This window comes from Pseudomonas citri (assembly GCF_025336485.1).
In the GTDB taxonomy this organism is placed as follows: domain Bacteria; phylum Pseudomonadota; class Gammaproteobacteria; order Pseudomonadales; family Pseudomonadaceae; genus Aquipseudomonas; species Aquipseudomonas citri.
Map to the genome: position 1 here is coordinate 67,097 of NZ_JAODAB010000007.1, position 26,243 is coordinate 93,339.

The following is a 26,243-nucleotide window of genomic DNA, read 5'->3' on the forward strand; positions in this document are numbered from 1 at the left end:
TCATTCCTCCCACAACTGCACGGTCTTGATCACGTCACGGCGGTTGGCCTTCTTGCCACCGAACATGTTGGTGTCGGAGCTGCCGCTGCAACCGCTGCCGAAGCTGAAGCCGCAACCGGAACGCTCGGCGAACGCATCGCTCATCGCGTCTTCACGGTGGGCACTTGGCACCACGAAACGGTCCTCGTAGTTGGCAATCGCCAGGTAGCGGTACATCTCTTCCACCTGGTTCACGCTCAAGTCGACATCGGCCAGCACTTTCAGGTCTTTCACGCCGTCGACCTGCTCGGAACGCTTGTAGGCACGCATCGCCAACAGACGCTTGAGGGCCAGCTTGACCGGTTTCTCATCGCCAGCGGTCAGCAGGTTGGCCAGGTAACGCAGTGGAATACGCAGGCTGTCGACGTCCGGGATCACACCGTTCATGCCGACGGTACCCGCTGCGGCGGCGTTCTGGATCGGCGACAGTGGCGGCACGTACCAGACCATTGGCAGGGTGCGGTATTCAGGGTGCAACGGCAGCGCGAGTTTCCAGTCCACGGCCATTTTGTAGACCGGCGAGCGTTGCGCCGAGTCGATCACCGATTGCGGCACGCCATCGGCCAGGGCCTGGCGGATCACGGCTGGGTCGTTCGGGTCGAGGAAGATCTCCAGTTGCTTCTCGTACAGGTCTTGCTCGTTGGCCGTGCTCGCCACCTCGGCGATACGATCGGCGTCATACAGCAGCACGCCGAGGTAGCGGATCCGGCCCACGCAGGTTTCGGCGCAGACGGTCGGCATACCGGCTTCGATACGCGGGTAGCAGAAAATGCATTTTTCCGACTTGCCGCTCTTCCAGTTGAAGTAAATCTTCTTGTACGGGCAGCCGCTGATGCACATGCGCCAGCCGCGGCACTTCTCCTGGTCGATCAGGACGATGCCGTCCTCTTCACGCTTGTAGATCGCACCGCTCGGGCAAGACGCCGCGCACGCCGGGTTCAGGCAGTGCTCGCACAGGCGCGGCAGGTACATCATGAAAGTGTTTTCGTACTCGCCGTAGATGTCCGCCTGAATCTTGTCGAAGTTCTTGTCCTTGCGACGCTTGGCGAATTCGGTACCGAGGATTTCCTCCCAGTTCGGGCCCCACTCGATCTTCTCCATGCGTTTGCCGGACACCACCGAACGCGGCCGCGCAACAGGCTGGTGCTCGCCCAGCGGTGCGGTGTGCAGGTGCTGGTAGTCGAAGTCGAACGGTTCGTAGTAGTCATCCAGGCTCGGCAGGTCCGGGTTGGCGAAGATGTTCGCCAACACGCGGAACTTGCCGCCGATGCGTGGGTTGATCGAACCGTTGGCATTGCGCACCCAACCGCCCTTCCACTTGTCCTGGTTTTCCCATTCTTTCGGATAGCCGATACCAGGCTTGGTCTCGACGTTGTTGAACCAGGCGTATTCCATGCCTTCACGGCTGGTCCAGACGTTCTTGCAAGTGATCGAGCAAGTGTGGCAACCGATGCATTTGTCCAGGTTCAGGACCATGCCGATCTGTGAACGAATTTTCATCTCAATCTCCTCAATCCAGCTCAGTCGGCAGTGGGCGCGGCAGGTCATCGCCGCTGGAACCGTCGAGCCAGTCGACCTTGGCCATCTTGCGTACCACGACGAATTCATCGCGGTTGCAACCGACCGTGCCGTAATAGTTGAAGCCGTAGGCCTGCTGTGCGTAGCCACCGATCATGTGGGTAGGCTTGAGCACGACACGGGTCACCGAGTTGTGGTGGCCGCCGCGGGTCTTCGTGGTTTCCGAGCCGGGTACGTTCACGATCCGTTCCTGGGCGTGGTACATCATCACCATGCCTTCCTTGACGCGCTGGCTGACCACTGCACGGGCCGTCAGGGCACCGTTGGCGTTGAAGCATTCGACCCAGTCGTTGTCCTCGATACCGGCGCGCTTGGCGTCGATTTCCGAGAGCCAGACAATCGGCCCGCCGCGGCTCAGGGTGAGCATGATCAGGTTGTCGGTATAGGTACTGTGGATGCCCCACTTCTGGTGCGGCGTGATCCAGTTCAGCACGATCTCGGTTTCGCCGTTGCTGCGCTTGCCCTTGACCACGTCGATGGTGCGGGTGTTGACCGGCGGCCGGTAGTTCATGAACTGCTCGCCGAACGCCTGCATCCAAGGGTGATCCTGGTAGAACTGCTGGCGACCGGTGATGGTGCGCCATGGGATCGACTCATGGACGTTGGTGTAGCCGGCGTTGTAGCTCACGTGATCGTCTTCCAGGCCAGACCAGGTCGGGCTGGAGATGATCTTGCGCGGCTGCGCCTGGATATCGCGGAAGCGAATCGCCTCGTGCTCTTTCGACACGGCAAGGTGGCTGTGGTCGATGCCGGTGAATTCCGACAGTGCCGCCCAGGCCTTCACCGCGACGTGGCCGTTGGTTTCCGGGGCCAGGGACAGGATCACCTCGGCAGCGTCGATGGCGCTGTCGATTTTCGGCCGCCCTTGGCTGATGCCCGATTCAACTTCGTGGTGGTTCAGCTCACCGAGGAATTTGACTTCGGTATCGGTGTTCCAGTTGATGCCCTTGCCGCCGTTGCCGAGTTTTTCCAGCAGCGGGCCCAGGGAGGTGAACTGCTTGTAGATGTTCGGGTAGTCACGCTCGACCACTTGCAGGTTCGGTGCGTTCTTGCCCGGTTGTGGTGCCACGCCAGCGGTTTTCCAGTCGGTGCCGCCAAACGGTTGGGCCAGTTCGCCGACGCTGTCGTGCATCAACGGTACGGTGACCAGGTCTTTCTCCACACCCAGGTGGCCGACCGCCATGGCGGAAAACGCCTTGGCGATGCCTTTGTAGATTTCCCAGTCCGAACGCGATTCCCACGCAGGATCGATGGCCGCGGACAGTGGGTGGATGAACGGGTGCATGTCCGAGGTGTTCATGTCGTCTTTTTCGTACCAGGTGGCGGTCGGCAAGACGATGTCCGAGTACACGCACGTCGAGGACATGCGGAAGTCCAGCGTGGTCACCAGGTCGAGCTTGCCGATGGCGCCCTCGTCCACCCACTCGGCTTCGGTAGGCTTGCAGTGGCCGACCTTGCCGATGTCTTCGTTCATCACGCCGTTCTTGGTACCCAGCAGGTACTTGAGCATGTACTCGTGGCCCTTGCCCGAGGAACCCAGCAGGTTGGAACGCCAGATGAACATGTTGCGCGGGAAGTTGACCGGGTTGTCCGGTTGCTCGCAGGAGAAGCGCAGGGAACCGTCCTGCAGCGACTTGACCACATAGTCCTTAGGATCCAGGCCCACCGCGGCGGCATCGCGGCAGATGTGCAGCGGGTTGGTGTTGAGCTGTGGTGCGCTCGGCAACCAGCCGGCCCGCTCGGCGCGGATGTTGTAGTCCAGGGCGTGCTCGGGGAACTGGGATTTATCGGCCAGCGGCGAGAGCACGTCGTGCATGTTCATCTTCTCGTGGCGCCACTGGGAACTGTGGCCGTAGAAGAAGCTGGTGCCGTTCATTTGCCGCGATGGGCGGTTCCAGTCCAGGCCGAACGCCAGGGGCAGCCAGCCGCATTGCGGACGGAGTTTTTCCTGACCCACATAGTGAGCCCAACCGCCACCGGTCTGGCCGATGCAACCGCAGAGCATGAGCATGTTGATCAGCCCGCGGTAGTTCATGTCCATGTGATACCAGTGGTTCATCGCCGCACCGACGATGATCATCGAGCGTCCACGGGTCTTGTCGGCGTTGTCGGCGAATTCACGGGCGATCTGGATCGCCTTCTCGCGGCTCACGCCAGTGATCTGTTCCTGCCAGGCCGGAGTGCCCGGCACCGAGGCGTCGTCATAGCCCTTGGCGACGTTGGCGCCACCCAGGCCACGGTCGATGGCCAGGTTGGCGGCCGACAAGTCGAACACCGTGGCGACTTTCGCCACGCTGCCATCGGCCAGCACCACGCTGTGCACCGGCACACGACGGAACTGCACGGCTTCGCCTGCCACGTGCTGGAAGTGATCCTGGGTTTCGCCGGCGAAGTATGGGAAACCCACCTCGGCGACGTCGCCGCCGATCAGGCTCAGCTTGAGGTCGACCTCGCGGCCCTCACCGCCTTCACGAGGCAGGATGTTCCACTTGCCCTTCTCGCCCCAGCGATAGCCGATGGAACCTTGCGGCGAAACCAGCTCGCCGTTGGCATCCATGGCGATGGTTTTCCACTCGGGGTTGTTGTCCTGGCCGAGGTTGTCGGCCAGGTCGCTGGCACGCAGGAAGCGATCCGGCTGCAAGCCATTGCCTGGCGCGGTGCCCAGCATCGGCTTGAGCATCACCAGCACCGGCAAGTCGGTGTAGCGCTTGGCGTAGTCGGTGAAGTAGGCGCTCGGCTTGTCCAGGTGGAATTCTTTGAAGATCACATGGTTGAAGGCCTGGGCCAATGCGGCGTCGGTACCCTGCTTGGGGTTGAGCCACAGGTCGGTGAGCTTGGCGACTTCCGAGTAGTCCGGGGTGATCGCCACGGTCTTGGTGCCCTTGTAACGGACTTCGGTGAAGAAGTGCGCGTCAGGGGTACGGGTCTGCGGAACGTTGGAACCCCAGGCAATGATGTAGTTGGAGTTGTACCAGTCGGCCGATTCCGGCACGTCGGTCTGCTCGCCCCACACCATTGGCGAGGCCGGTGGCAAGTCGCAGTACCAGTCATAGAAGCTCAGGCACGCGCCGCCGATCAGCGACAGGTAACGCGCGCCGGCCGCGTAGCTGACCATCGACATCGCCGGGATCGGCGAGAAGCCCACCACGCGGTCAGGACCGTGCTGCTTGACGGTGTAGACGTTGGCGGCGGCAATGATCTCGTTGACTTCTTCCCAGTTGGAACGGATGAAGCCACCCATGCCACGCTTGCTCTTGTACGAGTCAGCCTTGGCTTTGTTCTCGACGATACTGGCCCAGGCTTCCACCGGCGGCAGGGTCTGGCGCGCCTGGCGCCACAGCTTGAGCAACGGCTTGCGGACTTTCGGGTACTTGAGACGGTTGGCGCTGTAGATGTACCAGCTGTAGCTGGCACCACGAGGGCAGCCGCGTGGCTCGTGGTTCGGCAGATCGTTACGGGTGCGCGGGTAGTCGGTCTGCTGGGTTTCCCAGGTGATCAGACCGTTCTTGACGTAGATTTTCCACGAGCACGAACCGGTGCAGTTCACCCCGTGGGTAGAACGCACGATCTTGTCGTACTGCCAGCGCGAACGATAGACGTTCTCCCAGTCCCGGGACTCCTTGCGGGTCTCGCCATGACCGTCGGAGAACTCGCCTTGCTTGCGGTTGAAAAACCGCAGTTGATCCAATAAATGACTCACAGTGTCTTCCTCTCAGGCTTGCCATGCGGGATCTGCGCCCCGCCCACGCAATTGGGTTGAATTCGACTTAACAAGGTGTCGCGGCACCCTTGCGGGCGTACCACCACCAGGTGACCACGATGCAACTCAGGTAAAAGCCGACGAACATGTAGAAGGCCATCTCCGGGCCGCCGGTCAGGGCCATCGAAGAGCCAAAGGATTTGGGGATGAAGAACGCACCGAAGGCGCCCATGGCCGAGCTGAAGCCCAGTACGGCGGCCGATTCCTTGCCGGCGTCCTTGAGGGCCTGCTCGCGCACCTCGGGCTTCTTGCCCAGGGCGGCTTTTTCATGAAGGGTGCGGAAAATCACCGGGATCATGCGGAAGGTCGAACCGTTGCCCACGCCGGTGGTGATGAACAGCAGCATGAACATGCCCAGGAAGCCGTAGAAGCTGCCGCCCTCGCCGTGCTGCGGAAGAAAGTGCATGACGGCGAACACCATCACGATCATCGCCACGAAGTTCCACAGGGTGACCTTCGCACCGCCAAGCTTGTCCGCCAGCCAGCCACCCAATGGACGCACCAGGGCACCGACCAGCGGGCCGAGGAAGGCGAACTTCAGGGCGATGACTTCCGGGAACGAGGTCTTGATCAGCAGGGGGAACGCCGCGGAGAAGCCGATGAACGAGCCGAAGGTCGCCAGGTACAGCCAGCACATCAACCAGTTGTGCTTGCGCTTGAAGATCACTGCCTGCTCGCTGAAGGAAGCGCGGGCGCTGGACAGGTCGTTCATGCCGAACCAGGCGATCAGGGTCACGGCCACGATGAACGGCACCCAGATAAAGCCAGCGTTCTGCAGCCACAGCGAGCTGCCATCAGCCAACACCTGTGGCTGACCGCCCATGAAGCCGAACACGCCGAAGGAGATCACCAGCGGCACGCAGAACTGCATCACCGACACCCCCAGGTTGCCCAGGCCAGCGTTCAGGCCCAGGGCGGTGCCCTGTTGGGACTTGGGATAGAAGAAGCTGATGTTCGACATGCTGGAGGCGAAGTTGCCGCCGCCAAAACCACAGAGCAGTGCGATCAGCACGAACACGCTGTACGGGGTGCCTGGGTTTTGCACGGCAAAGCCCATCCACAGCGCGGGAATCAGCAGCGAGGCGGTGCTCAGGGCGGTCCAGCGGCGCCCCCCGAAGATCGGCACCATGAACGAATAGAAGATGCGCAAGGTGGCACCCGACAGGCCCGGCAACGCCGCCAGCCAGAACAACTGGTCGGTGCTGAAGCTGAAGCCGATGGCGTTCAAGCGCACGATCACGGTGCTCCAGACCATCCAGACCGCGAAGGCCAACAACAGCGCCGGGATAGAGATCCACAGGTTGCGCCGGGCGGTCAGCTTGCCGCTGCTGCCCCAGAATGCGGGGTCTTCCGGGCGCCAGTCATGAATGACCGGGCCTTTTTCAGGCTTTTGCAGAACGGACATGTTCTTCTCCTTGGGCAATGCTGGAAAACGGGGATTGGGTGGCTGGCAGCGGTTTACCCAGGAATGGGCGCTTGCGCATTTCGCTGAAGTACATCCAGGTCAGGGAGACCCAGACCACGCCGTACAGCAACATGAAGCAGGACGAGCGCACGCCGGTGAGGTCCACCAGAGCGCCAAACATGATGGGCAACACGAACCCGCCCAGGCCGCCGGCCAGGCCGACGATGCCGGACACGGCGCCCATGTTTTTCGGGTAGTCGTTGGCGATGTACTTGAAGACCGAGGCCTTGCCGAACGCGAAGGCAATGCCCATCACGAACAGCAGCACAGTGAACACGGTGGCGTTGAGGCCGATGTGGAAGTCGACGATGCCGTTGACGGTCCGCACTTGCAGCTGGGTCTGCGGATAGGACAGCAGGAACAGGCAGATCCAACTGACCCACAACACCCACCAGGTCACGCTCTGGGCGCCCCAACGGTCCGACATCCAACCACCGACGGCCCGCAGCACGCCGCCAGGCAGCGAGAAGCAGGCGGCCAGCAGCGCCGCGCTTTGCAGGCTGAAACCGTATTCCTGCACGTAGTACTTGGTCATCCACAACGCCAGGCCCACGTAACCGCCGAACACGATCGAGTAGTACTGGCAGTAGCGCCAAACGGCCGGCTCTCTCAGGGCCTGGAGTTGCTCGCGCAGACTGGCGCCGCCCACGCCGCGGTGTTCTTTTTTCTCGGCAGTGAGAAACCAGAACAGCAGCGCGGTGATGAACAGGATGGCGCTGAACACCTTCGGCACCAGATGCCAGGAGCCCAGCGCGATCAGGGCCGGGGCCAGGAACTTGGTCACGGCGGAACCGGCATTGCCAGCGCCGAACACACCCATGGCGAAGCCTTGGTTGTGCTTGTCGAACCATTTGGCGACGTAGGCAATGCCCACGGAAAAGGAACCGCCGGCCATCCCGACGAACAGCCCCAGTACCAGGAACTGCCAGAACTCCGTGGCCAGGGTGATCAGGTACAGCGGCAATACGCAGGACAACATCAGCAGGAAAAACACGATCCGGCCGCCAAAGCGGTCGGTCAGCAGCCCAAGGGGTAGACGCACCAGCGAGCCGGTGAGCACCGGCGTGGCGGCCAACAGGCCGAATTGGGTTTCGTTGAGGGCCAGCATTTCCTTGATCGGAACGCCCAGCACGGCAAACATCATCCAGACCATGAAGCACACGGTGAAGGCCAGGGTACTCATCCCTAGTACCAGCCCTTGTTGCACTTGCGCTCGCATAACGACGCACCCCAGTCAGTTCAATGAGCGCAGCCTAGTGAGGCCGACCCCGCAAAAACTTGACTTGGATCAACGAGTCTTTGAGGGGTACTGGCCTATCCTTGGCCTGCCTACCTCTAAAGGGGTAGACCCTGATACTGACGAAAACCTTTGTTTATCAGTACCTTGAAGAAAAAGGTCGATACTTTCAGGGATTTGAAGCGGCCAACAACTCTTTAGAGGTAGTGCGTCCAGGATGGACTGCCACACCCATTACCTGGCGCGTGCTCATGTCCAGTTTGTCGATTTCCCTTGCGGGCCAGCCACAATGATGCGCTGGTTGCGCAGCTCCCTGCCCGCTCGCGCCGGGCTGGCGGTGATCCTCATCGCGATCCTGGCCCTGGCCAGTTCCCTGAGCGCCGGGCTGATCGCCTGGTTCAGCCAGGGCGATGCCGCCGCCATCAACACCGCCGGCTCCGTGCGCATGGAGACCTACCACCTGAGCTGGAAGCTCGCAGCCGGTGCCACCGACGAGATCCCGGCGATCACCGAAAGCCTGCAACAACGCCTGGACAGCCCGGCCCTGCGGGCCGTCCTGGAAGACGGGCCAGCCACCTCGCTGCACCAGAGCTATCGCAACCTGGTACAGCGCTGGAACCAGACCCTGCGCCCGGCCGTCGAGCGCGGCGATGCAGTGCTTTTCCAGACCAGCGCCAGCTCCTTCGTCGAGCAACTGGACCAGTTCGTCACCCTGCTGCAACGCCAGAGCGAGCATAAGCAGGGCTGGCAGCAGACGATCCAGGGCGTCGCGCTGTTCAGCACCATGATCATCCTGCTGATCGGCCTGTATGAATTGCAGTACGGCGTGGTCACGCCATTGCAGGAACTGGTCGACGCGACCCAGCGGTTTCGCCGTGGCGAGTTCCAGGTGCGGGTCAACCACCAGTCCGAAGATGAACTGGGCCAACTGGCGACCAGCTTCAACACCATGGCCGAGACGATCGAGGAGTCCCATCGCACCCTGGAAAACCAGGTCCGGCAAAAGACCCTGAACCTGCAACAGGCCAACGCCGCCCTGGAGCTGCTTTACCAGAGCAGCGGCAGCCTCGCCACGCGCCAGGCCAATGCCCAGGAACTGGATGAATTGATCCGACGCTTTCAACAGCGCCTGCCGGGCCTGCGCCTGACGCTGTGCCTGCAAGGGCAGGCGCCGGCCCGACAATTGCTGTCCCTGCACGGCGCTGACAGCCGCCAGGTGTGCGCCAGCAGCGATTGCGCCACCTGCCAGAAACACGTCACCCTTGTGCCCCGGACCTTCAGCATCAGCAACCAGGGGAACGAGCTGGGTGAGCTCAAGGCCCACTTTGTCGACGGCCACGAGGCGCAACCGTGGGAAACCGCGCTGATCCAGGCCCTGGCCAACCTGATCGGCACCTCCCTATCCCTCAAGCGCCAGCGCGAACAGGACCATCGCCTGCTGCTGCTCGACGAACGCACCATCATCGCCCGCGAGCTGCATGACTCCCTGGCCCAGGCCTTGTCGTACATGAAGCTGCAAGTCAGCCGCATGCAGACCCTGATGCGCCGTGGCGAACCGGTGCAAACCCTGGAAACCGTGACCGCCGAACTGCGCGAAGGCCTGAACAACGCCTACCGGCAGTTGCGCGAACTGCTGACCACCTTCCGCCTGCAAATCCATGACGATGGCCTGGTGGAGGAGCTCAAGGACACCGCCGAGGAGTTCTCCAGCCGTGGCGATTTCAAGGTGCACCTGCTCATCGACGCGCTGGCTTTCGAGCTCTCGGCCAGCGAACAGATCCACATCCTGCAGATCACCCGCGAGGCCCTGTCCAACTGCTTGCGCCACGCCCATGCCGAGAACGCCTGGCTGCAACTGCGCCAGGAAGGCGAAACCGTGCAGTTGTCGATCGAGGACGACGGCCGCGGCTTCAGCGGAGAGGTCGACCAGCGCGAACACCATGGCCTGAACATCATGAACGAACGGGCTCGCAGCCTGCACGGTCAGCTCCAGATCCACTCCAGAACACCCCAAGGCACCTGCATCCAGGTGCGCTTCCAACCCGAATTCCTGGGCCAACACACCGAGAGCATCGCACCATGAACGCCCCCCTACGCCACACCCTTCTCTTGGTCGACGACCATCCGATGATGCGTCGCGGGATCCGCCAGATGCTCGAACTCGAAGACGACTTGCAGATCGTCGGCGAGGCCAGCCACGGCGAAGAGGCCCTGACCCTGATCGAACCCCTCAAGCCCGACCTGGTGCTGCTGGACAACAACATGCCGCAGATGAACGGCATCGAAACCCTGCGCCGGCTGCGCGCCATGCACTACACCGGCAAGGTCTTGCTGTTCACCGTGTCCGATGCCGAAGACGACATCCGCGACGCCTTGCGCCTGGACGCCAATGGCTACCTGCTCAAGGATATGGAACCGGAACTGCTGATCCAGTACATCCGCGATGCCCTGGCCGGCACCCTGGTCATCAGCCCCGGCCTGACCCGCGTCATGGCCCAGGCCCTGCGCTCGCCGCCACGCCAGGCCGACGTCGAACTGACCGAACGCGAACGCCAGGTGCTCAAGAGCATTGCCGGGGGCCACAGCAACAAAGTGATCGGGCACAAGCTCGGCATCACCGAGGGCACGGTCAAGGTCCATGTGAAGAACCTGTTGCACAAGCTCGGCTTGCGCTCTCGGGTCGAAGCGGCGGTGTGGGCGATGGAGCATTTGCGCGGGGCGGGCTAAGCCCATCCCTCTTCCGAGGTAAGCCGGCCGAGGCATAGGCCGGCAGGGCCTGGGGCTCTACCATGACGGCACGCGGAGGTACGCCATGCTGACCCACCCTTCCATTGTTTTAATGTTGCGTCGTCACCACCTGTTCAGCCAATTGCCGGAGCGAGTCTTCGAAGACGTGTGCGGCCTGGCGGTGCTCAAGCGCCTGGATTGCAACAGCACCCTCATGCACCAGGGCGATCCGGCCAAGCGCTTCTTCTTGCTGGTCAGTGGCCAGGTCAAGCTGTACCGGGTCACCGGGGAAGGCCAGGAGAACCTGGTCGAGATCATCCAGCCCGGCCAGACATTTGCCGAGGCCCTGCTGTTCAGCCAGGCCCGTTGCTACCCGGTGAGCGCATCGGCCATCAAGGACAGTGTGGTGGTGAGTATCGAAGGCACGCATTACCGCAAGGCCCTGGAGGACCAGCCCAAAGTCTGCCTGGCGATCCTGGCGAGCATGAGCGTGCATTTGCATCAGCGCCTCAAGGACATCGACAACCTGACCCTGGCCAGCGCCAGTCGGCGTGTCATCAACTTCCTGCTCCAGGAGCGCGACCCGCGTGACGGCCAGGTGGTGCTGCAAGTGTCCAAGCGCCTGGTGGCCTCCAAGCTCGGTATCCAGCCCGAGACGTTTTCACGCATTCTGCATCGCCTGGTGGACGGTGGCCTGATCGCCATGGAGCGCCGCAACATTCGCATCCTGGCCGAGGAGGAGTTGGAGGCTTACCAACAGTAGCCGGGCCAGTCTCGGATTTGACCATGGTCAAGGCGCATAACTGCCGGCCTCGCACACTGGCTGAGTCCATCAGTGGAGACCCCTCATGTCCGATTCAAGCCTTCCCTTGGTCTACTCTTGCTCCGGTTGCTCGAATGTCGCGCAGCTGGCCAATACCCTGGCCTTGCGCCTGGATCGCAGCGGCCTGGCCGAAATGTCTTGCATCGTCGGGGTCGGCGGGCATGTGGCTGCACTGGTCAACAAAGCGCGCTCGGGACGGCGAATCCTGGCGCTGGACGGCTGCCCGCTGCAATGCGTCGAACGCTGCCTGAACCAGCACGACCTGCACGCCGATATACATCTGATCTTCAGCCACCACGGTTTGCGCAAACGCAACGGCGAGGATTGCACCGAGGAGCAGAGTGATGAGTTGTTTGAGGAAATCAAGCAGCTGATTGAAAGCCGGGTGATCGCAGCCACCAAGACAGCTTGAGAAAGCGAACAGGTTTTAGTGTCGAACGCCAAAACCTGTGGCGAGGGAGCTTGCTCCCGCTGGACCGCGAAGCGGTCCTAAAACCATAAACTGCCATTTTCCATTAAGATTTTTTAAATCAGCCCAACCGATACTACAAACCCGGTCTTGACTGAGACTACACGCCAAGAACATTAGAACTTTCAGAAAGTGCCTACAGGAATTTCCGAGATCAATCCCCAAATAGAAATATATCTTCCCCAATAATCTGTAAGTCAATTCCCACAATCATCGCGACTAATATTTCAAATAATTCAACAACACTTCGCAGCGATGCAATACCGCAACATCTTGAAACCAATAGTCAGTGGCGCATTCTCTACTATCTGCAAATCTCATAGGTGTTGCGCAACAAATTTCTCTCAAACGCAATGCTACGGATAGGACAAATAAAATGGACTCTTTAGTCAACAATACAACCTTTGAGCTTGAACTGGATGCAGAAACTGCGGAGAAATTCTCCGTGATTCTGAACGATGAAAGCCTGATGCATGCCGGCTTTGTGGCACATCAGTCGAATAACAACGTATTGTCGCTAGCTCTGACTGAAGACGTTAAAGTCGCAGCCTGAAAAAACGGGAGGGAAGTAATTCCCTCCCGCTTTCTGTTGTGTCGAACATGACGCGTGCTCATACCTTTCATCAGTCAAGGGTGGCCATTTATGCAACGACTTAGTTCAAGTCTTCGTCGCCGAAGTGCCGAAGAAACATTAAAAATCATTGTCAACGATATAGCCCCGCGCCTGGGTATTACCCGAGTGACAGACACAACCTGGCTGGACCGCATCGGCATTCCGGTGTTCGCCAGTATACGACCCGACGCATTGAAGGGTTCGCTGTGCGTAAACGCTGGCAAAGGTCTCAGATCAGCAGAAGCCAAGATTGGCGCGTACATGGAAGCCATCGAGTTCAGCCTTGCGCAATACAACACTGCACAACTGAAACTGTTAAAAACCACGCCGAGACAACTCATTGAAAGCCACAAAGGACGGATAGCGTTCAATCAGTTCTGCATGTTGTACGGCTTTCGTGCCGACGCCGACTCGCCCATCATGGCCATTGAAGTTGAAGATGTATTGCGCGAGCAAAAAGTGCTTGCACCCGCCGAACTGGTGTTCATTCCCTACCCCGAAAACCCCGGGCAACGACTCTTCGGGGAAAGCTCCAGTGGCCTGGCCTCAGGTAATGACTTGGTGGAAGCCTCGGTACACGCTGTTTGTGAACTCATGGAGCGCGATGTTCAAGCCTTTAATCACCTGAATGACCGCTCCTGCCTCGTCAATCTGGACCGCTACAGCGCAGAAGTCGACTCCCTGATTAACAAAATCAATGGCGCGGGATTAAGTCTGTCGGTTCGTTACACCGAGAACTGTTTTGGCCTGGCCTACTTTCAGGCTTTTATCATGGAAGAGTCCTCCCAGGCGCCTATCTCTGTGGCCAGCGGTTCAGGGCTACATCCCATCAAGGAAATCGCTTTGATCCGGGCTATCTGCGAGGCGGCCCAAAGCCGTTTAAGCCACATCCATGGAGGCCGGGACGACATCATCGAGCGCGTCAAATACTTCGAGAAGAAGGGTCGTTCGGTCGAGCTTCAGGCTATTTCACACTTGCGTACCGTGGCCACCTCCCGGAACCAGATGATCGATTACTCCTCCATCGACTGCCAGGAGGCCGCGATCCCCACGATCGAATCGGCCTGGGAGTTGCTCATTGAGCGGTTGCAAAGTGTCGGGCTCAGTACCGTGCTAAGGGTTTTGCTCAGCAAAGCGACGGACGACATCACTGTGGTCAGAATAATTATTCCGGGACTGGAAGCCTTTGAGCCCGGTTTGAAAAGGGTCGGTCCGAGGTTACTTACGTATGTCAAACAAAGCGCTTGAGGCATGCACGCTGTTTGCGGGCCCCTCCCTGCAAGGAATAAACAGTCAATTACTGCGCGGTGGCGGCCTGGTGTTACGCCCGCCCGTCAAACGCGGCGATATCGAACGCCTGGTGGCGCAATCGCCCCCTTCAAACCTCGCCATTGTCGATGGCGTGTTCCATGCGCACCCTGCCGTCGGCCATGCCGAGATACTCGACGCCCTTGGCGCGGGTTGGCGCATTTGGGGGTTGTCATCCATGGGGGCCATTCGCGCCTGTGAAATGGATACGCTTGGAATGAGAGGCTTTGGCGAAGTGTATCGACAATTCGCCAGCGATCCGGACATGTCCGACGACGAAGTAACCCTGATACATCAAGCACAAGAGCCCTTTCTTTCACTCAGCGAACCACTTATTCATATCAGGCAGTTTTTAAGACAGTGGACGACCGAACAGTTCATTACGCCAGCACAAGAACAACACGTACTTCATCACCTGAAAAACATGTGGTACGGACATCGAACACTAAATTGTTTGAAAGAAGCCTTGCTGGCACTCCCTGTCGCGGCGAAACAAATAGACAACGCCCTAGCCAACTTTTCCGCTTACAGAGTAAAGAGCCTGGACTTGATCGACTTTCTCAAACAACAACCATGGACGAGAACGGTGAAACAGAATGTCGCCATCAGAGATACTGTGTGAAATAAACGGCTTGCCCTTTGTGCACCCCATGTTCAACAGCACAAAACTTTTAACGCTCGTCGCCGTTGTGCGTAAAAACATTGAGGGAGGCGAGTTACCTTTAACCACCTATTTGCAACCAGACTTTGCCACCGGCCTGTATAACCGGCACGTCGAAGGTGCACCCGCGTTTCCGCCCCATCAGGCGCTCGGTAACGCCGAGCAGATTATGTTGGCCGAAGCGAAGATCAACCTCAAAGCCTTGTTGCCGGAATGGGCCAGATTATTTGACCTGCCGGTTAACATATATAAGCTACTGACTCAACAAGTCAGCCTGACCAATCCCGTGCTACCGCAACAAGTGTTTTTGGGCGAAGCCGCGTTTACCAGCATGACGGACCTTGAAGAGTTACTGGTGCATGAGCTGTCCCATATTTGGTCCAGTTTGATTGCCGAGATTTACGACTTTCAGCTCAAGGACAGTTCGAACAACTACGTACTGCCATCAGGAACCGGCGGTAAGAACCCTAGGGGTGTATTGCTGGCTTGCCTGTTTGCGGTCAGCGCCGTGAACTACCACCAACGGTTGCTGGCCAGTGGCTCCGTGCGAGCTCGTCCTGAACGACTCGACTACTTGCACCAGTACTTCCTCAAAAGTCTGGCCACTCTTCAGGCTTCGGCGGAACTGTCCGAAATCGGAAAACTGATCACCTCCAAGCTGGATGCGTTTTCCAGCAGCCTAACAACTGACACTGTTCAAGGATGACCCATGGCCGTCGTACATTTTCCCCGGCAGTTCATGTCCTACACCGATCAGCATAAAACACACGCCACTGAGGGCTTGTGTGTCAGCGAAGTACTGAACAATCTGACCGCACGGTTTCCCGCCCTGATTGGTCCGGTCTTCTCAGAGGACTTGTACCCGCTGCCGTTCGTGGGGTTGTTCGTCGACGGCATGCCCGTGACCAGTGAACATGACCGCCATCGGCCCTTGGACAGTAATGCGCAATTGATTCTGATCAACGCAGTGGCAGGTGGCTGACATGCAATGCAACCTGAAGATGGACACCTCCCGTTACACCCGCCAAATCATCCTCAGTGAGGTCGGCGCTCAGGGGCAGCAACGCCTCAAAGACAGCAAGGTGCTGGTGGTCGGTGCCGGGGGGCTGGGTTGCCCGGTACTCCTGTACCTGGCTGGTGCTGGCGTCGGGACGATCGGCATCGTTGATAACGACATCGTCGACGTGAGCAATCTGCACCGACAAATTCTCTATGCGATTGCCGATGTAGGCGACCTGAAAGTGTTGGCAGCCAAACGTCGCATCAATCAGTTGAACCCCGACATCGTCGTCCACACCGTTGCCACGACGCTGAACCCAGACAACGTCCTGTCGCTGCTGGCGAAATACGACATCATCGTCGACGCCACTGATAATTTCGGCGCCAAATACCTCATCAGTGACGCCTGTATCGAGTGTGAAAAACCGATGATCTATGCCTCGATCAGTCAGTTCGAGGGGCAGGTGTCGGTATTTAATTATTACAACCGGCACACCCAACAACGGGGGCCGTGTTTACGGGATCTGTTCGAAACACCTCCGCCACCGCACTTGACACAAAGCTGCTCGGAGGCGGGCGTTCTTGGCGTTATACCTGGCTTGCTTGGCTGCTTTCAGGCCAACGAAGTTCTCAAGCTCATCCTCCGTGCCGGGGAGCCCTTGAGCGGACATTTGTTGTCTATCGACTGTCTGGAAAACACTTTCCACCTGTTGAACATCAACAAAAAATCACAGGACCGGCCCCCTGAGAAAATGCTTGGCGCTACGACCACGTCTGCGTGGCGCGACAGCGACTGGCTGTCACCCAACACACTGCATGATTGGATAGCGACACAAGCGCCATTTCAATTGGTCGATGTGCGCGACATCAGCGAGCATCAGCAAGGTTCGCTGGGCGGCAGTCTGATTCCGCTCAAAGACATCATCAAACGCCAGGAAGAACTCGATACCACCCGCCCTATCGTTTTCTATTGCAAGTCCGGCATTAGGAGCAAAGCAGCCCTGCTGGCAGTTCGCAGCGTCAGCCAGGAAGCGGAACTCTATAGCCTTGAGGGTGGCATCGAGCGATATCTAGCGATTTACCCTGATGAACGTCACCCCGTCACTTATTGAACGCCGCTGATTGCGCAGTCACCCTATTCGGATCAAAGGTACGTCAATGAGTGCAAATTTTTCAGGCATTACGTGGGGCTTTCCCGGCATCGACCGGCGCCTGTTGAAAGTGCAGTTCAGCTTTTTACTGATGGTTCTGGGTGGACGGTGTAATCAACTGGCGGTGGCCTGGTGGGCCTTGCAGGAAACAGGCTCTACGCTCTATTTCGCCAATATGATTGCCTGCTCCATCGCGGCGGAAGTGTTAGCCAAACCTCTGTTGGGATGGCTGGGGGACAAGTACAACAAAATCCTGATCATCAAGCTGGCCTCATGGATCAGCCTGCTGACAGCACTGTTGATGGCGGTGCTATCTGCCACGGGGTCGTTCAACCCCTGGATGGTGGGCGCGCTGATGATAATCAGCAGTGCGATCGTCGGCGTACGCGACCCTCTCCAGGCATCGATCATTCCTTTGTTTGCAGACGACGATAAAGTCTCCTTGGCCTTCCAGACCAAAAGCGTGATGTCGTCCTTTTCCATTTTGCTGGGGCCGGTACTGGCCAGCGGGTTGATTTACGGATTCGGCATCACATTCGCCTTTGCCGCCGATTTTTTTGCGATTCTCATCGCCGGGACGTTGATCGCGACCATCCCTAGCCACATCGGGGTCACCGGCCAAGACGGAAAAGCCCCGGCTGCCAGCGGCTTCAGCATGATCTGTTCCGGCTTCAAAGTGGTGTACGGAGTGAAGGTCGAATTTTACCTGGCCATCATTGCAATGCTGATCAACTTTGCCCTGTTTCCGTTCTTCACCATCCTGATCCCACTGTACGTGAAGGACGTCATTCAGTACCCGGTCACCTACATCGGTCTTCTGGATTCGTGCTTCGGGCTGGGCATTCTGGCGGGCAGTTACAAAATCATCGGCTGGTTTTCCGACCGGATTCCCCGTGACATGTGTGTGTCCGCAGGCTTTGCATTACTGGGGTGCAACCTGGTGGTGGTCGGGACCGTATCATCGTCGCTCATCGTGCCTGCGGCCTGTTTCTGCGGCGGCGTCGGCCTGATGTTGATTAACATCCCCACCTCAGCCGTGAGGTTGCTGGCAACGCCAAAGCTCCATCGCAACCGGATTTTTGCCACGGTTTCCTTTCTGTCTGCGGCAGCTAGCCCCTTGGGCAGTTTCGCGATGAACACCCTGATCGCCTATCTGGGGGTCGCACTGACAATCACGCTGCTGGGTTTCATGGTGGTGCTGTTGTCTCTGCTGGTTTTTCTGGTGCCCGACTTCAAGTCTTTTATGCGCTCCCAGGATACGCAGCTCAATGATGCCTATCTGGACAAATACCCCAAAGCGTTTGCGCACTGACGTACTTCGCCGCCCCCCCGCCTCTTACAAACGGAGTTGCCTTTCGCCATGCCGGACTTCAAGGGTCGAACTGAATCTGCTCGACATGAACAGATCTTCTGCGGCCAATATTATGACGACATGGGCTGTACCGGTTTTCTGGGGGACCCGTCCAAGGATCGAATCTCGGTTCTGATGCTGGGGCTTTCGGACGGTGTGGCGCTGGCGCCGATCGCAGCCAGCACCAGAGTGGCCAGTCTGCTGGCCGTTGATCTGGACGAGACCGCACTCGTGCGCAGCCTCGACAACCGGAACCGACTTGCAGCGCATATCGACTTTGACGGCGTGGTCGCCGACGCCGCGCACTTCCTGGTCGTCACTCCCGATCGGTACGACGTCATTATTGTCGACCTCTACACCCAGAGCGCTTATGCCCCGATCGTGTTTGATCACGGATTCCACCAGCTATTGAAGAGCCGCCTCAATCCCCTCGGTCACGTGGTGTTCAACGGTTTTGGCGTTCCCATGAATCTGGACCCGTTCAGCGGCCCTACGACCCAGGCTTGGCTCGCCCACTGCCTGAACGACAGCTGGGGCGACATTCACCACCTGCCCCATCGACGCAATGCGACGTTCATTATCGGTCCACCGCCATCAACCATACTGGGCACCGTACCTACCTTGGAGTTTTTATGCGCCAGTGACCGGCTCTTTATGGACATCATGAGTCTTCGCCTGCGCTATCTGACACCCACGGCTATCCGTCACACGCCGCTTTTGCCCCCGGCACTGGACTTCGTGGGGATTGATCTGGAGGTACAAAAACGCTGGATCGACTCGTTACCGGTCCTGTCTGCGCTGCTTCCTGCTTCGCTGAAGCTGGGCAGGCCCAGCGATCTTCGCGTGTTATTGGATGACCCGGGCGCTTGCCAAGCGCTGCAAGAGCGATTACTGAAGGACAAATCGTCGCTGCGTACCACATTGGCGTTGCTGATCGCAGGCGAAGTCAACTTCTCGGACCGCGATATGTCATGGCTCCCCGACTGGGTCGTCGCAACACTGGAGAACAGCGTCGAGATCCACCCACGAGACTGGCTGGAGGGTTTATTCCCTTACGCCTATGGCGTCATTACCCACAGGACCCGGGGAGATGCGTCCAAGGTGGAAGGTTTTCGACGAGCGCTAGCCCGATTGTCATCGAGTGTTTCCCTTGGGCGTAGAAATTCAGACTCGATCTGACAGTTGCAAACTCGGCTCCCACATGGATGGGGTACATCCGCAGGAGCCACCGGCTGTGAGGCCACCTATATTGCAGACAAGCCACACACTGGATCTGCGTCGATCACAGCGACTCAACCTCTCACCCCGCCGCCAACCCTTTCCCTGCCCGCTCCAGGTTGCGCCACAGCCAGGGCGGCAACACCTCGGGGTCGAGGCTGTCGATCAAGTTCTTGAGGGCCAATCCCAGTTCGGTATCCCCCTCGATCACCAATCGACGACGGAAAAACAGCGTGTCGGGATCCTCTTGCCGGCTGGCCAGCAACAGGAATTCACGCCAGTTGCCGCTGATGGTGACTTGGGCTTCGGCCCGTTCGGCGATGCGCAATCCGTCACGGGCCAGGGTCAGGTACCAGCACAACTTCAGGTCCACCACCCGCAGGCACAACCAGCGCCCACGCAACACGTCGAAGCCACCGTCGCGCAGCGGTTCCGCCAGGCAGCGATTGAGCGCTTGCTGCAACGCCAGGCGCTGCACCATGAATGGAACCTTGCCCACCAGCGGCAGCAACCGGTCGGCGCCTTTGAGCAGCCACTTCTTCGGACTCAACACAGGCCTGCCTCCTCTACTTTCAACATACCGGCATGGCCATGCCAGTAACCGTTGCAGCCGTCGACGAACAGCGGCGGCGCCTCGCCCTGGCGCACCCTGTCAAAGGCCATGACCACCTCAGCCATGCCCTGGGCCCGGGGGCTCAGGCGCAGTACATCGGCGCCGCAGGCCGTCAGTGCGGTGTAATCGGCCAACAGGTTCGTCACCTCGCCGGACATCGTCTGGATGCCGTTGAGGGTGAACAGCTGCTGGCCTTCCTGGCTGCTCAACGCCAGGCCGTCGGGATAGTTGATGCAGCAGAACTGGCAATCGTCCTTGGGACGGTTTTCGGCGCGGGCGGTAAAGCAGCGCGCCGAGTAAGCCAAGGGTAGATGGCCGTAGGAGAAGATCTCCACTTCGGGTACTTCGCGGTCCATGTCCCGCACTTGCTCCAGCACATCGGCGATCAGGGCCGCCGAACATTCCACCGGCGGCACCCAGCGGATCATGCCGCTGTCCTGCAACTGCGCCAGGGAATGACCGTTGTACAGGTTCAGCGCCGGGCCACCGACGAAAGGCAGCTTGCGCTCGGCGAGAAACTGCACCGCCCCCATGTCATTGGCTTCCACCAGTAGCTGTCCGTTGTCACACAGCCGACGCAGCGAAGAGAGCTCCGACGCGGCTTCGATCAGCGTCAGGCTCGACAACACGATCTGCGCCTGGCTGCATGCTTGCAGCTCGCGTCCCAGGCCCAGCCATTGGTCCAGCGAGAACGCCCGGCGCTTGGAGCACACGGTTTCCCCGAGGTAAATCACATCCAAGGGCAGTGCCGACATCTCGGCGTAGAAATTTCCCAGTTGCGCTTTGTCCCAATAAAACAGGACCGGTCCCAGGCTGAGTTTCATCACGCCTCCCTCATTGCCATGATCGATGGTAGGCACCCAGGGTGGTCTGGCTGCCCTCTGACAAGCCGGCCAACACCTGGCGCCATTCTTCCTGTACCCGAAAACGTTGCGGCGCGGTGCGGTGCGCATCCAGTGCCGCGCGCCAGACCCGGGTCACCTGCTCGACATACGCCGGGCTGCGCTGGCGGCCTTCGATCTTCACGGCCTCCACGCCAATGGCCACGAGTTCCGGCAGCAAGTCGAGGGTGTCCAGGCTGGTGGGTTCTTCCAGTGCATGGAAGCGCTTGCCACCCACCAGGAACCGGCCTTTGCACAAGGTCGGGTATCCGGCCGGTTCGTCCGGGGTGTAACGGTCAATCAACACTTCGCTCAAGCGCGCGCTGAGACCCTGGGCATCTTCGCTCCAGCGCACGGCCTTGGCCGGCGAGCAGACGCCACACAGGTTCGGCGATTCGCCAGTGATGTAGGAAGACAAGTGGCAGCGCCCTTCGGCCATGATGCACAGGCTGCCGAAACCGAAGACCTCGATCGGCACCGGGCTGGCCGCTGCCACCTGCCGCACCTGGGCCAGGGACAACACCCGGGGCAGCACGGCGCGCCGGATGCCGAAACGCTCGGCGTAGAAAGCCAGGGCCGCCGCATGGGTCGCCGAGCCCTGTACCGACAGGTGCAAAGCCAGTTGTGGATGGCGCTGGCTGGCGTAGCCGAGCACGCCAGGGTCGGCGGCGATCAGGGCGTCCACGCCGAAATCGGCGGCGCGATCCACCGCCCGTTGCCAACGCTCCCACCCCTTGGGTTGCGGGTACGTGTTAACCGCCACGTACAGCTTGCGTTGATGTTGGCGGATGTGCGCGACCGCCGCGTCGAATTGCTTGTCATCCATGTTCAACCCGGCGAAATGCCGGGCATTGGTGTCGTCGCGAAAGCCAACATAAACGGCATCGGCGCCTTGGCGCACCGCCGCTTTGAGGGCAGGCAGATTCCCTGCCGGGCAAACCAGTTGCATGGGGCATCCTCGTGAGAAAACGATGGTCTGTACGCAAATCGCGCAGGCGCTTTGCGTACAGACCTTAAGGCCGCCGCCAGTCTAATCAGCCACGGCCCGGCGGCCTTGACGGCAATCAATTGCCTTCAATGCATCAACGCGGCAAAGGGCAGGTACAGCACGTTGTCGCGCTTGTGCACCTGCGCCTGGCAGTCCACCACCGCCAGCCCGTCGGCCCAGCACGCGGCGGTCAGCATCGCTGAGCTTTGCTGGGGGTGCAGTTCCACACACAGGTGTCCGTCGGCGTCCGGGGTCAACCTGGCCCGCAGATACTGCCGACGCTTGTTGCGCTGCAACCAATCGAATCCGGCGGGCAGTTGCAGCGGCACCGGCATCACCTGGTCCACGCCCTGGGCCCGGAACAGGAACGGCCGCAGGACGATCAGCGCAGTGATCAACGCTGCCGAAGGATTGCCCGGCAACCCGAGCCAAGGCTTGCCCTGGACATCGCCAAAGGCCAGCGGCTTGCCCGGCTGAATTGCCAGGCGCCACAGGTCGATGCTGCCCAGGGCCGCGATGGCCTGCTTGAGGTGGTCCTCTTCGCCCACCGACACGCCGCCGGAAGTCAGCAACACATCGCACTCGGTGGCCGCCCGGCTCAGGGCCTGGCGGCTGGCCTGCAGTTGATCGGGCATGACCCCGAAGTCATGCACCTCGACACCCCAGCCGCGTAACAACGCCGCCAGGCTGCGACGATTGCTGTTGTAGATCTGCCCCGGCGCCAATGGCTCGCCCGGCTCACGCAACTCATCGCCGCTGCTGAGCAGGCCGACCTGCAACGGGCGATAGACTTCCACCCGCGCAATCCCGGCACCGGCCAGCAACCCCAGCTCCTGGGCGCGCAAGCGTGTGCCGGCCTTGAGCAGCAGATCGCCTCGGCGCAGTTCCTCGCCTTCCTTGCGCACGTGATCAGCACGGGTGACCGACGGGAGCCAGACGCGCTCGCCGTCCACACGGCAGCTTTCCTGGGGCACCACGGTGTCCGCGCCCGGCGGCAGCGGTGCACCGGTGAAGATCCGCACGACCTGCCCGGCCTGCAACGGCGCGCCCGGTTCGTCACCGGCGGCGATGCGTCCAGTCAACGCCAGGTAACCGCCCTCCTCCGGCAGGTCAGCGGCGCGCAAGGCATAACCGTCCATGGCGCTGTTGTCCCAGGCCGGCAGGTTCATCGGACAGAGAATATCGACTGCCAGCACGCGGGCCAGGGCGTGGTCGAGGTCGACCCGCTGCACCGGCGGTGGCGGCGGTGCCTGATCGAGCAAGTGCCGGATAGCCTCATCCACCGGCATCAACACGCCGCTGTCGCACACCCGGCCGTTCACGAGCGCGTCTCGCAAGCGACCGGAGCGACACCGGCCTGAGCCTTGAGATGCGGCGTGAAATTGCACGGACCGGTGCGGCTGTCCAACTGACTGGCCAGGATCTTTTCCCAGCCGGTCCGGCACGCACCCGGCGAGCCTGGCAAGCAGCACACCAACACGCCGTTGCTCATGCCCGCCAGTGCGCGCGACTGCAGGGTCGACATGCCGATTTCCGCCAGCGACACCTGGCGGAACAACTCGCCAAAGCCGTCGACTTGCTTGTCCAGCAATGGCGCCACCGCTTGCGGGGTGTTATCACGCGCCGTGAAACCGGTGCCACCCGTCATCAGTACCACTTGCACCTGGGGGTCGGCGATCCACTCGGAGACCTTGGCGCGGATCTGGTAGATGTCGTCCCGCACCAGGCCCCGGTCGACCAGCACATGCCCGGCGGTTTGCAGCAAATCCACCAGGGTCTGGCCGGACGTGTCGGTTTCGAAAGTGCGGGTATCGCTGATGGTCAACACGGCAATGTTCAGGGGTTGGAAAAGGCGTTGCGTCAGATGGGCCATGGTCAGCCGTCCTGCTGTCAGAAAAGATGGCCCAGCCTGAACCGCAATCGTTGCCCGGCCTATTCCTCCATGGAGGTACCTCCCTCGGCATTCACGGCGCCAGGCGACTGCGCTGCCACGCGCCCTCTTGCAGGCGATAGTCGAGGCGATCATGCAAGCGATCGGCGCGACCCTGCCAGAACTCCAACCGTTCGGGACGCAGGCAATAGCCACCCCAATGCGCCGGACGCGGGACGGCTTGATCGGCGAAGCGTCGTTCGGTCTGCGCCAGCAAGGTTTCCAGTGCTGCGCGATCGACCAGCCGCCGGCTCTGTGGCGACGCCCAGGCGCCGAGACGACTGGCCAGCGGACGGGATTGGAAATAGGCATCCGACAGCGCCGGGTCCAGCTTATGGACCTGCCCTTCGACGCGGACCTGACGCTCCAGGCCCGGCCAGAAAAAGGTCATGGCCGCCCAGGCATTGGCCGCCAGGTCTTGCCCCTTGCCGCTGTCGTAGTTGCCGAAAAACGAAAAGCCCTGGACGTCGAAACCCTTGAGCAACAACACCCGGCAATGGGGCCTGCCGCGCTCGTCCACCGTGGCCAGGGCCATGCTGTTGGCTTCTACCGGCGGTTGCTCGGTCTCTCGGGCCTGTTGCATCCACACGCCGAACAGCGCCATCGGCTCGTCCGGCGCTTGGGCTTCATCCAGGCCATCACGGGTGTATTGGCGGCGCATTTCTGCCAGGGAAAGGGGCATGTCGGTATCTCCACGATGGGTTTGGCCCAGTGTGGATTCTGTGGGGCTGGCAGGCCTTGATCGTTGTCAATGCGGGTTCTTGTGGTGAAGGGCTGGACGCCGTCGCAGTGTGCCGACCCACCGCTACTTGAGCCCCAACCGCCGCGCCAACTTGTGCAGGTTGCTCGGGTCGATTTCCAGCAGTCGCGCCGCACCGGCCCAGTTCTGCCCGCAGCGCTCCAGTGCCTTGTAGATCGCCTGGCGCTGGCAATTGTCCACCGCTTCGCTCAAGGGCAGGAACGGTGCGTCGGCCCCGTCGGAGGACGGTTCGAGCAGGGCCTGGGTCGCGGCTACACCCGCGTTGAGGTCCAGGTCCAGCACTTGCGGCTCCAGCGTCATGATCAGGCTGCGATTGGCGCCTCGGCTCAATTGCTTCAATGCCGCACGGCTGATCACATGCTCCAGTTCCCGCACATTGCCCGGCCAGCTGTACGCCAGCAGCGCCTGTTCGGCGGCTGGCGACAAGCGCACCCCGCGCAAACCCAACCGCGTGCGATTGAGCTCCAGGAAATGCCCCGCCAGCATCAGCACATCGTGGCCGCGCTCGCGCAGTGGCGGAATCGGCACCGGGTACACCGAAAGCCGGTGATACAGGTCGGCACGAAACAGACCGTCGCGAATGCTGTCCGGCAAGTGTCGGTTGGTAGCGGCGATGATCCGCACATCGACGTGCAGCGGCTTGTCCGCCCCCAGGCGCTGGATCTCGCCGTTCTGCAGGGTACGCAACAACTTGGCCTGCACACTCAACGGCAGTTCGCCCACTTCGTCGAGAAACAGCGTGCCACCGTTGGCCGCGTCGAAGCGTCCGGCACGGTCGGTCGTCGCCCCGGAGAAGGCGCCTTTGACATGACCGAATAACTCGCTCTCGGCCAGGGACTCGGGCAGCGCCGCGCAATTGACCTGGACCAATGGCTTGTGACTACGCCGGGACAAGCGGTGCAGGCGGCGGGCGAACATCTCCTTGCCGACGCCGGTTTCGCCCAGCAGCAGCACCGGCAGTTCAGAGTCGGCCAACACGTCCAGTTCGTTGAGCAATTGCTGCAACCCTTCGCTGCGCCCGAGGATTTCCCCCTCTCCGGTCGGCACGCGCAAGTCCGCCGGGTCAGCGCGCGACGCCCGCAGGCTGCGGTTTTCCTGTTCGAGCCGGGTGACCCGCACCGCTGCCTCGATCTGCAGGGTGCAGCGCTTGAGCTCTTCGCGGGCGCGGCTGTCGAAGGTGCCGGCATGCAGCGCATCCAGGGTGATCGCCCCCCAGAGCTGCCCTTCCACGTACAGGCTCACACCCATGCAATCGTGCACGGGCAACGGCTCACCGACATGGTGATCGAGCAAACCGTCATAGGGGTCCGGCAAGCGACTGTCCGGCTCGAACCAGGTGGGTTCGCGCGAGGCCATGATCGCCGCCAGGCGCGGGTGCTGGGCGATCACGAACCGCCGGCCCAGGGCCTCGTGGACCAGGCCCACGGTCGCCACGGGCCGGAGGCTGTCCTCGTCCAGGCGCAACAATCCGACGGCGCCACTGTTGAAGTATTCGCGTAGCGTCTGCACCAGGCGTTGCAAGCGCACTGCATTGGGCAGCTCGACGATCAGGTCGGCGGCCAGGCTTTCACGCAGCATGGTAGTGATGACCCTCCAGGGTTCGTTTGACCCCGTGCAGCCAGGGTGAGAATCACCCTGCTAAAAAATTATTCGTTAAATTTCAACAGGTTAA

23 protein-coding genes are annotated in these 26,243 nt (G+C 60.6%); 12 read left to right on the top strand and 11 right to left on the bottom strand.

Annotated elements, in window-relative coordinates:
• The 4 genes from narH to N4Q37_RS10870 form a co-directional block, all read right to left on the bottom strand.
• Positions 1-1,539, bottom strand: a complete 1,539-nt coding sequence (narH, locus tag N4Q37_RS10855) for a nitrate reductase subunit beta (RefSeq protein ID WP_260957804.1) — start codon at positions 1,537-1,539, stop codon at positions 1-3.
• 10 nt (positions 1,540-1,549) lie between these two features.
• Positions 1,550-5,317 carry a nitrate reductase subunit alpha gene (locus N4Q37_RS10860; RefSeq protein ID WP_260957806.1) on the bottom strand — a complete coding sequence of 1,256 codons (3,768 nt, stop codon included), beginning with the start codon at positions 5,315-5,317 and terminating at the stop codon, positions 1,550-1,552.
• A gap of 67 nt (positions 5,318-5,384) precedes the next feature.
• Positions 5,385-6,782, bottom strand: coding sequence for a NarK family nitrate/nitrite MFS transporter (locus N4Q37_RS10865; RefSeq protein WP_260957808.1), 1,398 nt, complete (start codon positions 6,780-6,782; stop codon positions 5,385-5,387).
• A complete protein-coding gene (locus N4Q37_RS10870) occupies positions 6,760-8,061 on the bottom strand; it encodes an MFS transporter (RefSeq protein ID WP_260957810.1) in 1,302 nt (433 codons plus the stop codon). Before N4Q37_RS10870 ends, N4Q37_RS10865 begins: the two co-directional genes overlap by 23 nt.
• 307 nt (positions 8,062-8,368) lie before the next feature.
• On the opposite strand from N4Q37_RS10870, the gene N4Q37_RS10875 reads away from it, so the two are divergent.
• The 12 genes from N4Q37_RS10875 to N4Q37_RS10930 all read left to right on the top strand — a co-directional run bounded on the left by N4Q37_RS10875 (position 8,369) and on the right by N4Q37_RS10930 (position 19,360).
• Positions 8,369-10,162 (top strand): HAMP domain-containing protein, encoded by a 1,794-nt coding sequence (locus N4Q37_RS10875; RefSeq protein ID WP_260957812.1) that lies wholly within the window; start codon positions 8,369-8,371, stop codon positions 10,160-10,162.
• Positions 10,159-10,806, top strand: coding sequence for a two-component system response regulator NarL (gene narL / locus N4Q37_RS10880; RefSeq protein WP_260957814.1), 648 nt, complete (start codon positions 10,159-10,161; stop codon positions 10,804-10,806). The genes N4Q37_RS10875 and narL overlap by 4 nt, the downstream gene beginning before the upstream one ends.
• Before the next feature lie 85 nt (positions 10,807-10,891).
• Positions 10,892-11,569: a Crp/Fnr family transcriptional regulator gene (locus tag N4Q37_RS10885; protein ID WP_260957816.1), complete on the top strand. Its 678-nt coding sequence runs from the start codon at positions 10,892-10,894 to the stop codon at positions 11,567-11,569.
• Between the two features lie 85 nt (positions 11,570-11,654).
• Entirely contained in the window at positions 11,655-12,041 is a 387-nt protein-coding gene (locus N4Q37_RS10890; RefSeq protein WP_260957818.1) for a putative zinc-binding protein, read from the top strand.
• Between the two features lie 433 nt (positions 12,042-12,474).
• Positions 12,475-12,651, top strand: a complete 177-nt coding sequence (locus tag N4Q37_RS10895; protein ID WP_260957820.1) for a hypothetical protein — start codon at positions 12,475-12,477, stop codon at positions 12,649-12,651.
• Positions 12,652-12,741: 90 nt separating this feature from the next.
• Complete coding sequence (locus N4Q37_RS10900) at positions 12,742-13,959, top strand: YcaO-like family protein (protein ID WP_260957821.1); 1,218 nt, start codon at positions 12,742-12,744, stop codon at positions 13,957-13,959.
• Positions 13,940-14,641 (top strand): TfuA-like protein, encoded by a 702-nt coding sequence (locus tag N4Q37_RS10905; protein ID WP_260957823.1) that lies wholly within the window; start codon positions 13,940-13,942, stop codon positions 14,639-14,641. The genes N4Q37_RS10900 and N4Q37_RS10905 overlap by 20 nt, the downstream gene beginning before the upstream one ends.
• 28 nt (positions 14,642-14,669) lie before the next feature.
• Positions 14,670-15,386: a hypothetical protein gene (locus N4Q37_RS10910; protein WP_260957825.1), complete on the top strand. Its 717-nt coding sequence runs from the start codon at positions 14,670-14,672 to the stop codon at positions 15,384-15,386.
• Positions 15,387-15,389: 3 nt separating this feature from the next.
• Entirely contained in the window at positions 15,390-15,662 is a 273-nt protein-coding gene (locus N4Q37_RS10915; protein WP_260957826.1) for a MoaD/ThiS family protein, read from the top strand.
• A 1-nt stretch (position 15,663) separates the two neighbouring features.
• Positions 15,664-16,791 (top strand): HesA/MoeB/ThiF family protein, encoded by a 1,128-nt coding sequence (gene moeB / locus N4Q37_RS10920; protein WP_260957828.1) that lies wholly within the window; start codon positions 15,664-15,666, stop codon positions 16,789-16,791.
• Positions 16,792-16,837: 46 nt separating this feature from the next.
• Complete coding sequence (locus N4Q37_RS10925; RefSeq protein WP_260957830.1) at positions 16,838-18,142, top strand: MFS transporter; 1,305 nt, start codon at positions 16,838-16,840, stop codon at positions 18,140-18,142.
• A 48-nt stretch (positions 18,143-18,190) separates the two neighbouring features.
• Entirely contained in the window at positions 18,191-19,360 is a 1,170-nt protein-coding gene (locus tag N4Q37_RS10930) for a spermidine synthase (protein ID WP_260957831.1), read from the top strand.
• 121 nt (positions 19,361-19,481) lie between these two features.
• Here the strand turns inward: N4Q37_RS10930 and ubiT are convergent, their stop codons facing one another.
• The 7 genes from ubiT to norR form a co-directional block, all read right to left on the bottom strand.
• Positions 19,482-19,952, bottom strand: coding sequence for a ubiquinone anaerobic biosynthesis accessory factor UbiT (gene ubiT / locus N4Q37_RS10935; protein ID WP_260957833.1), 471 nt, complete (start codon positions 19,950-19,952; stop codon positions 19,482-19,484).
• Complete coding sequence (locus tag N4Q37_RS10940) at positions 19,946-20,836, bottom strand: U32 family peptidase (RefSeq protein ID WP_260957834.1); 891 nt, start codon at positions 20,834-20,836, stop codon at positions 19,946-19,948. Before N4Q37_RS10940 ends, ubiT begins: the two co-directional genes overlap by 7 nt.
• Positions 20,837-20,846: 10 nt before the next feature.
• Positions 20,847-21,842 carry a ubiquinone anaerobic biosynthesis protein UbiU gene (gene ubiU, locus N4Q37_RS10945; protein WP_260957835.1) on the bottom strand — a complete coding sequence of 332 codons (996 nt, stop codon included), beginning with the start codon at positions 21,840-21,842 and terminating at the stop codon, positions 20,847-20,849.
• Positions 21,843-21,967: 125 nt separating this feature from the next.
• Positions 21,968-23,203: a molybdopterin molybdotransferase MoeA gene (locus tag N4Q37_RS10950; protein WP_260957836.1), complete on the bottom strand. Its 1,236-nt coding sequence runs from the start codon at positions 23,201-23,203 to the stop codon at positions 21,968-21,970.
• On the bottom strand, positions 23,200-23,754 hold the full coding sequence (gene moaB, locus N4Q37_RS10955) for a molybdenum cofactor biosynthesis protein B (RefSeq protein WP_260957838.1): 555 nt from the start codon (positions 23,752-23,754) through the stop codon (positions 23,200-23,202). The genes N4Q37_RS10950 and moaB overlap by 4 nt, the downstream gene beginning before the upstream one ends.
• Positions 23,755-23,845: 91 nt before the next feature.
• The gene (pdxH, locus tag N4Q37_RS10960) at positions 23,846-24,493 is read right to left on the bottom strand and encodes a pyridoxamine 5'-phosphate oxidase (protein ID WP_260957840.1); all 648 of its coding nucleotides are present in this window, start codon (positions 24,491-24,493) and stop codon (positions 23,846-23,848) included.
• 123 nt (positions 24,494-24,616) lie between these two features.
• Positions 24,617-26,149: a nitric oxide reductase transcriptional regulator NorR gene (norR, locus tag N4Q37_RS10965; RefSeq protein WP_260957842.1), complete on the bottom strand. Its 1,533-nt coding sequence runs from the start codon at positions 26,147-26,149 to the stop codon at positions 24,617-24,619.
• Positions 26,150-26,243: the final 94 nt, after the last annotated feature.

Excerpts from the sequence above, each read along its gene's own strand:
- narH (WP_260957804.1), bottom strand. The coding sequence starts at position 1,539 with ATGAAAATTCGTTCACAGATCGGCATGGTCCTGAACCTGGACAAATGC.
- N4Q37_RS10865 (WP_260957808.1), bottom strand. The coding sequence starts at position 6,782 with ATGTCCGTTCTGCAAAAGCCTGAAAAAGGCCCGGTCATTCATGACTGG.
- N4Q37_RS10870 (WP_260957810.1), bottom strand. The coding sequence starts at position 8,061 with ATGCGAGCGCAAGTGCAACAAGGGCTGGTACTAGGGATGAGTACCCTG.
- N4Q37_RS10875 (WP_260957812.1), top strand. The coding sequence starts at position 8,369 with ATGATGCGCTGGTTGCGCAGCTCCCTGCCCGCTCGCGCCGGGCTGGCG.
- narL (WP_260957814.1), top strand. The coding sequence starts at position 10,159 with ATGAACGCCCCCCTACGCCACACCCTTCTCTTGGTCGACGACCATCCG.
- N4Q37_RS10885 (WP_260957816.1), top strand. The coding sequence starts at position 10,892 with ATGCTGACCCACCCTTCCATTGTTTTAATGTTGCGTCGTCACCACCTG.
- N4Q37_RS10890 (WP_260957818.1), top strand. The coding sequence starts at position 11,655 with ATGTCCGATTCAAGCCTTCCCTTGGTCTACTCTTGCTCCGGTTGCTCG.
- N4Q37_RS10895 (WP_260957820.1), top strand. The coding sequence starts at position 12,475 with ATGGACTCTTTAGTCAACAATACAACCTTTGAGCTTGAACTGGATGCA.
- N4Q37_RS10900 (WP_260957821.1), top strand. The coding sequence starts at position 12,742 with ATGCAACGACTTAGTTCAAGTCTTCGTCGCCGAAGTGCCGAAGAAACA.
- N4Q37_RS10905 (WP_260957823.1), top strand. The coding sequence starts at position 13,940 with ATGTCAAACAAAGCGCTTGAGGCATGCACGCTGTTTGCGGGCCCCTCC.
- N4Q37_RS10910 (WP_260957825.1), top strand. The coding sequence starts at position 14,670 with ATGTTCAACAGCACAAAACTTTTAACGCTCGTCGCCGTTGTGCGTAAA.
- N4Q37_RS10915 (WP_260957826.1), top strand. The coding sequence starts at position 15,390 with ATGGCCGTCGTACATTTTCCCCGGCAGTTCATGTCCTACACCGATCAG.
- moeB (WP_260957828.1), top strand. The coding sequence starts at position 15,664 with ATGCAATGCAACCTGAAGATGGACACCTCCCGTTACACCCGCCAAATC.
- N4Q37_RS10925 (WP_260957830.1), top strand. The coding sequence starts at position 16,838 with ATGAGTGCAAATTTTTCAGGCATTACGTGGGGCTTTCCCGGCATCGAC.
- N4Q37_RS10930 (WP_260957831.1), top strand. The coding sequence starts at position 18,191 with ATGCCGGACTTCAAGGGTCGAACTGAATCTGCTCGACATGAACAGATC.
- N4Q37_RS10940 (WP_260957834.1), bottom strand. The coding sequence starts at position 20,836 with ATGAAACTCAGCCTGGGACCGGTCCTGTTTTATTGGGACAAAGCGCAA.
- ubiU (WP_260957835.1), bottom strand. The coding sequence starts at position 21,842 with ATGCAACTGGTTTGCCCGGCAGGGAATCTGCCTGCCCTCAAAGCGGCG.
- moaB (WP_260957838.1), bottom strand. The coding sequence starts at position 23,754 with ATGGCCCATCTGACGCAACGCCTTTTCCAACCCCTGAACATTGCCGTG.
- pdxH (WP_260957840.1), bottom strand. The coding sequence starts at position 24,493 with ATGCCCCTTTCCCTGGCAGAAATGCGCCGCCAATACACCCGTGATGGC.
- norR (WP_260957842.1), bottom strand. The coding sequence starts at position 26,149 with ATGCTGCGTGAAAGCCTGGCCGCCGACCTGATCGTCGAGCTGCCCAAT.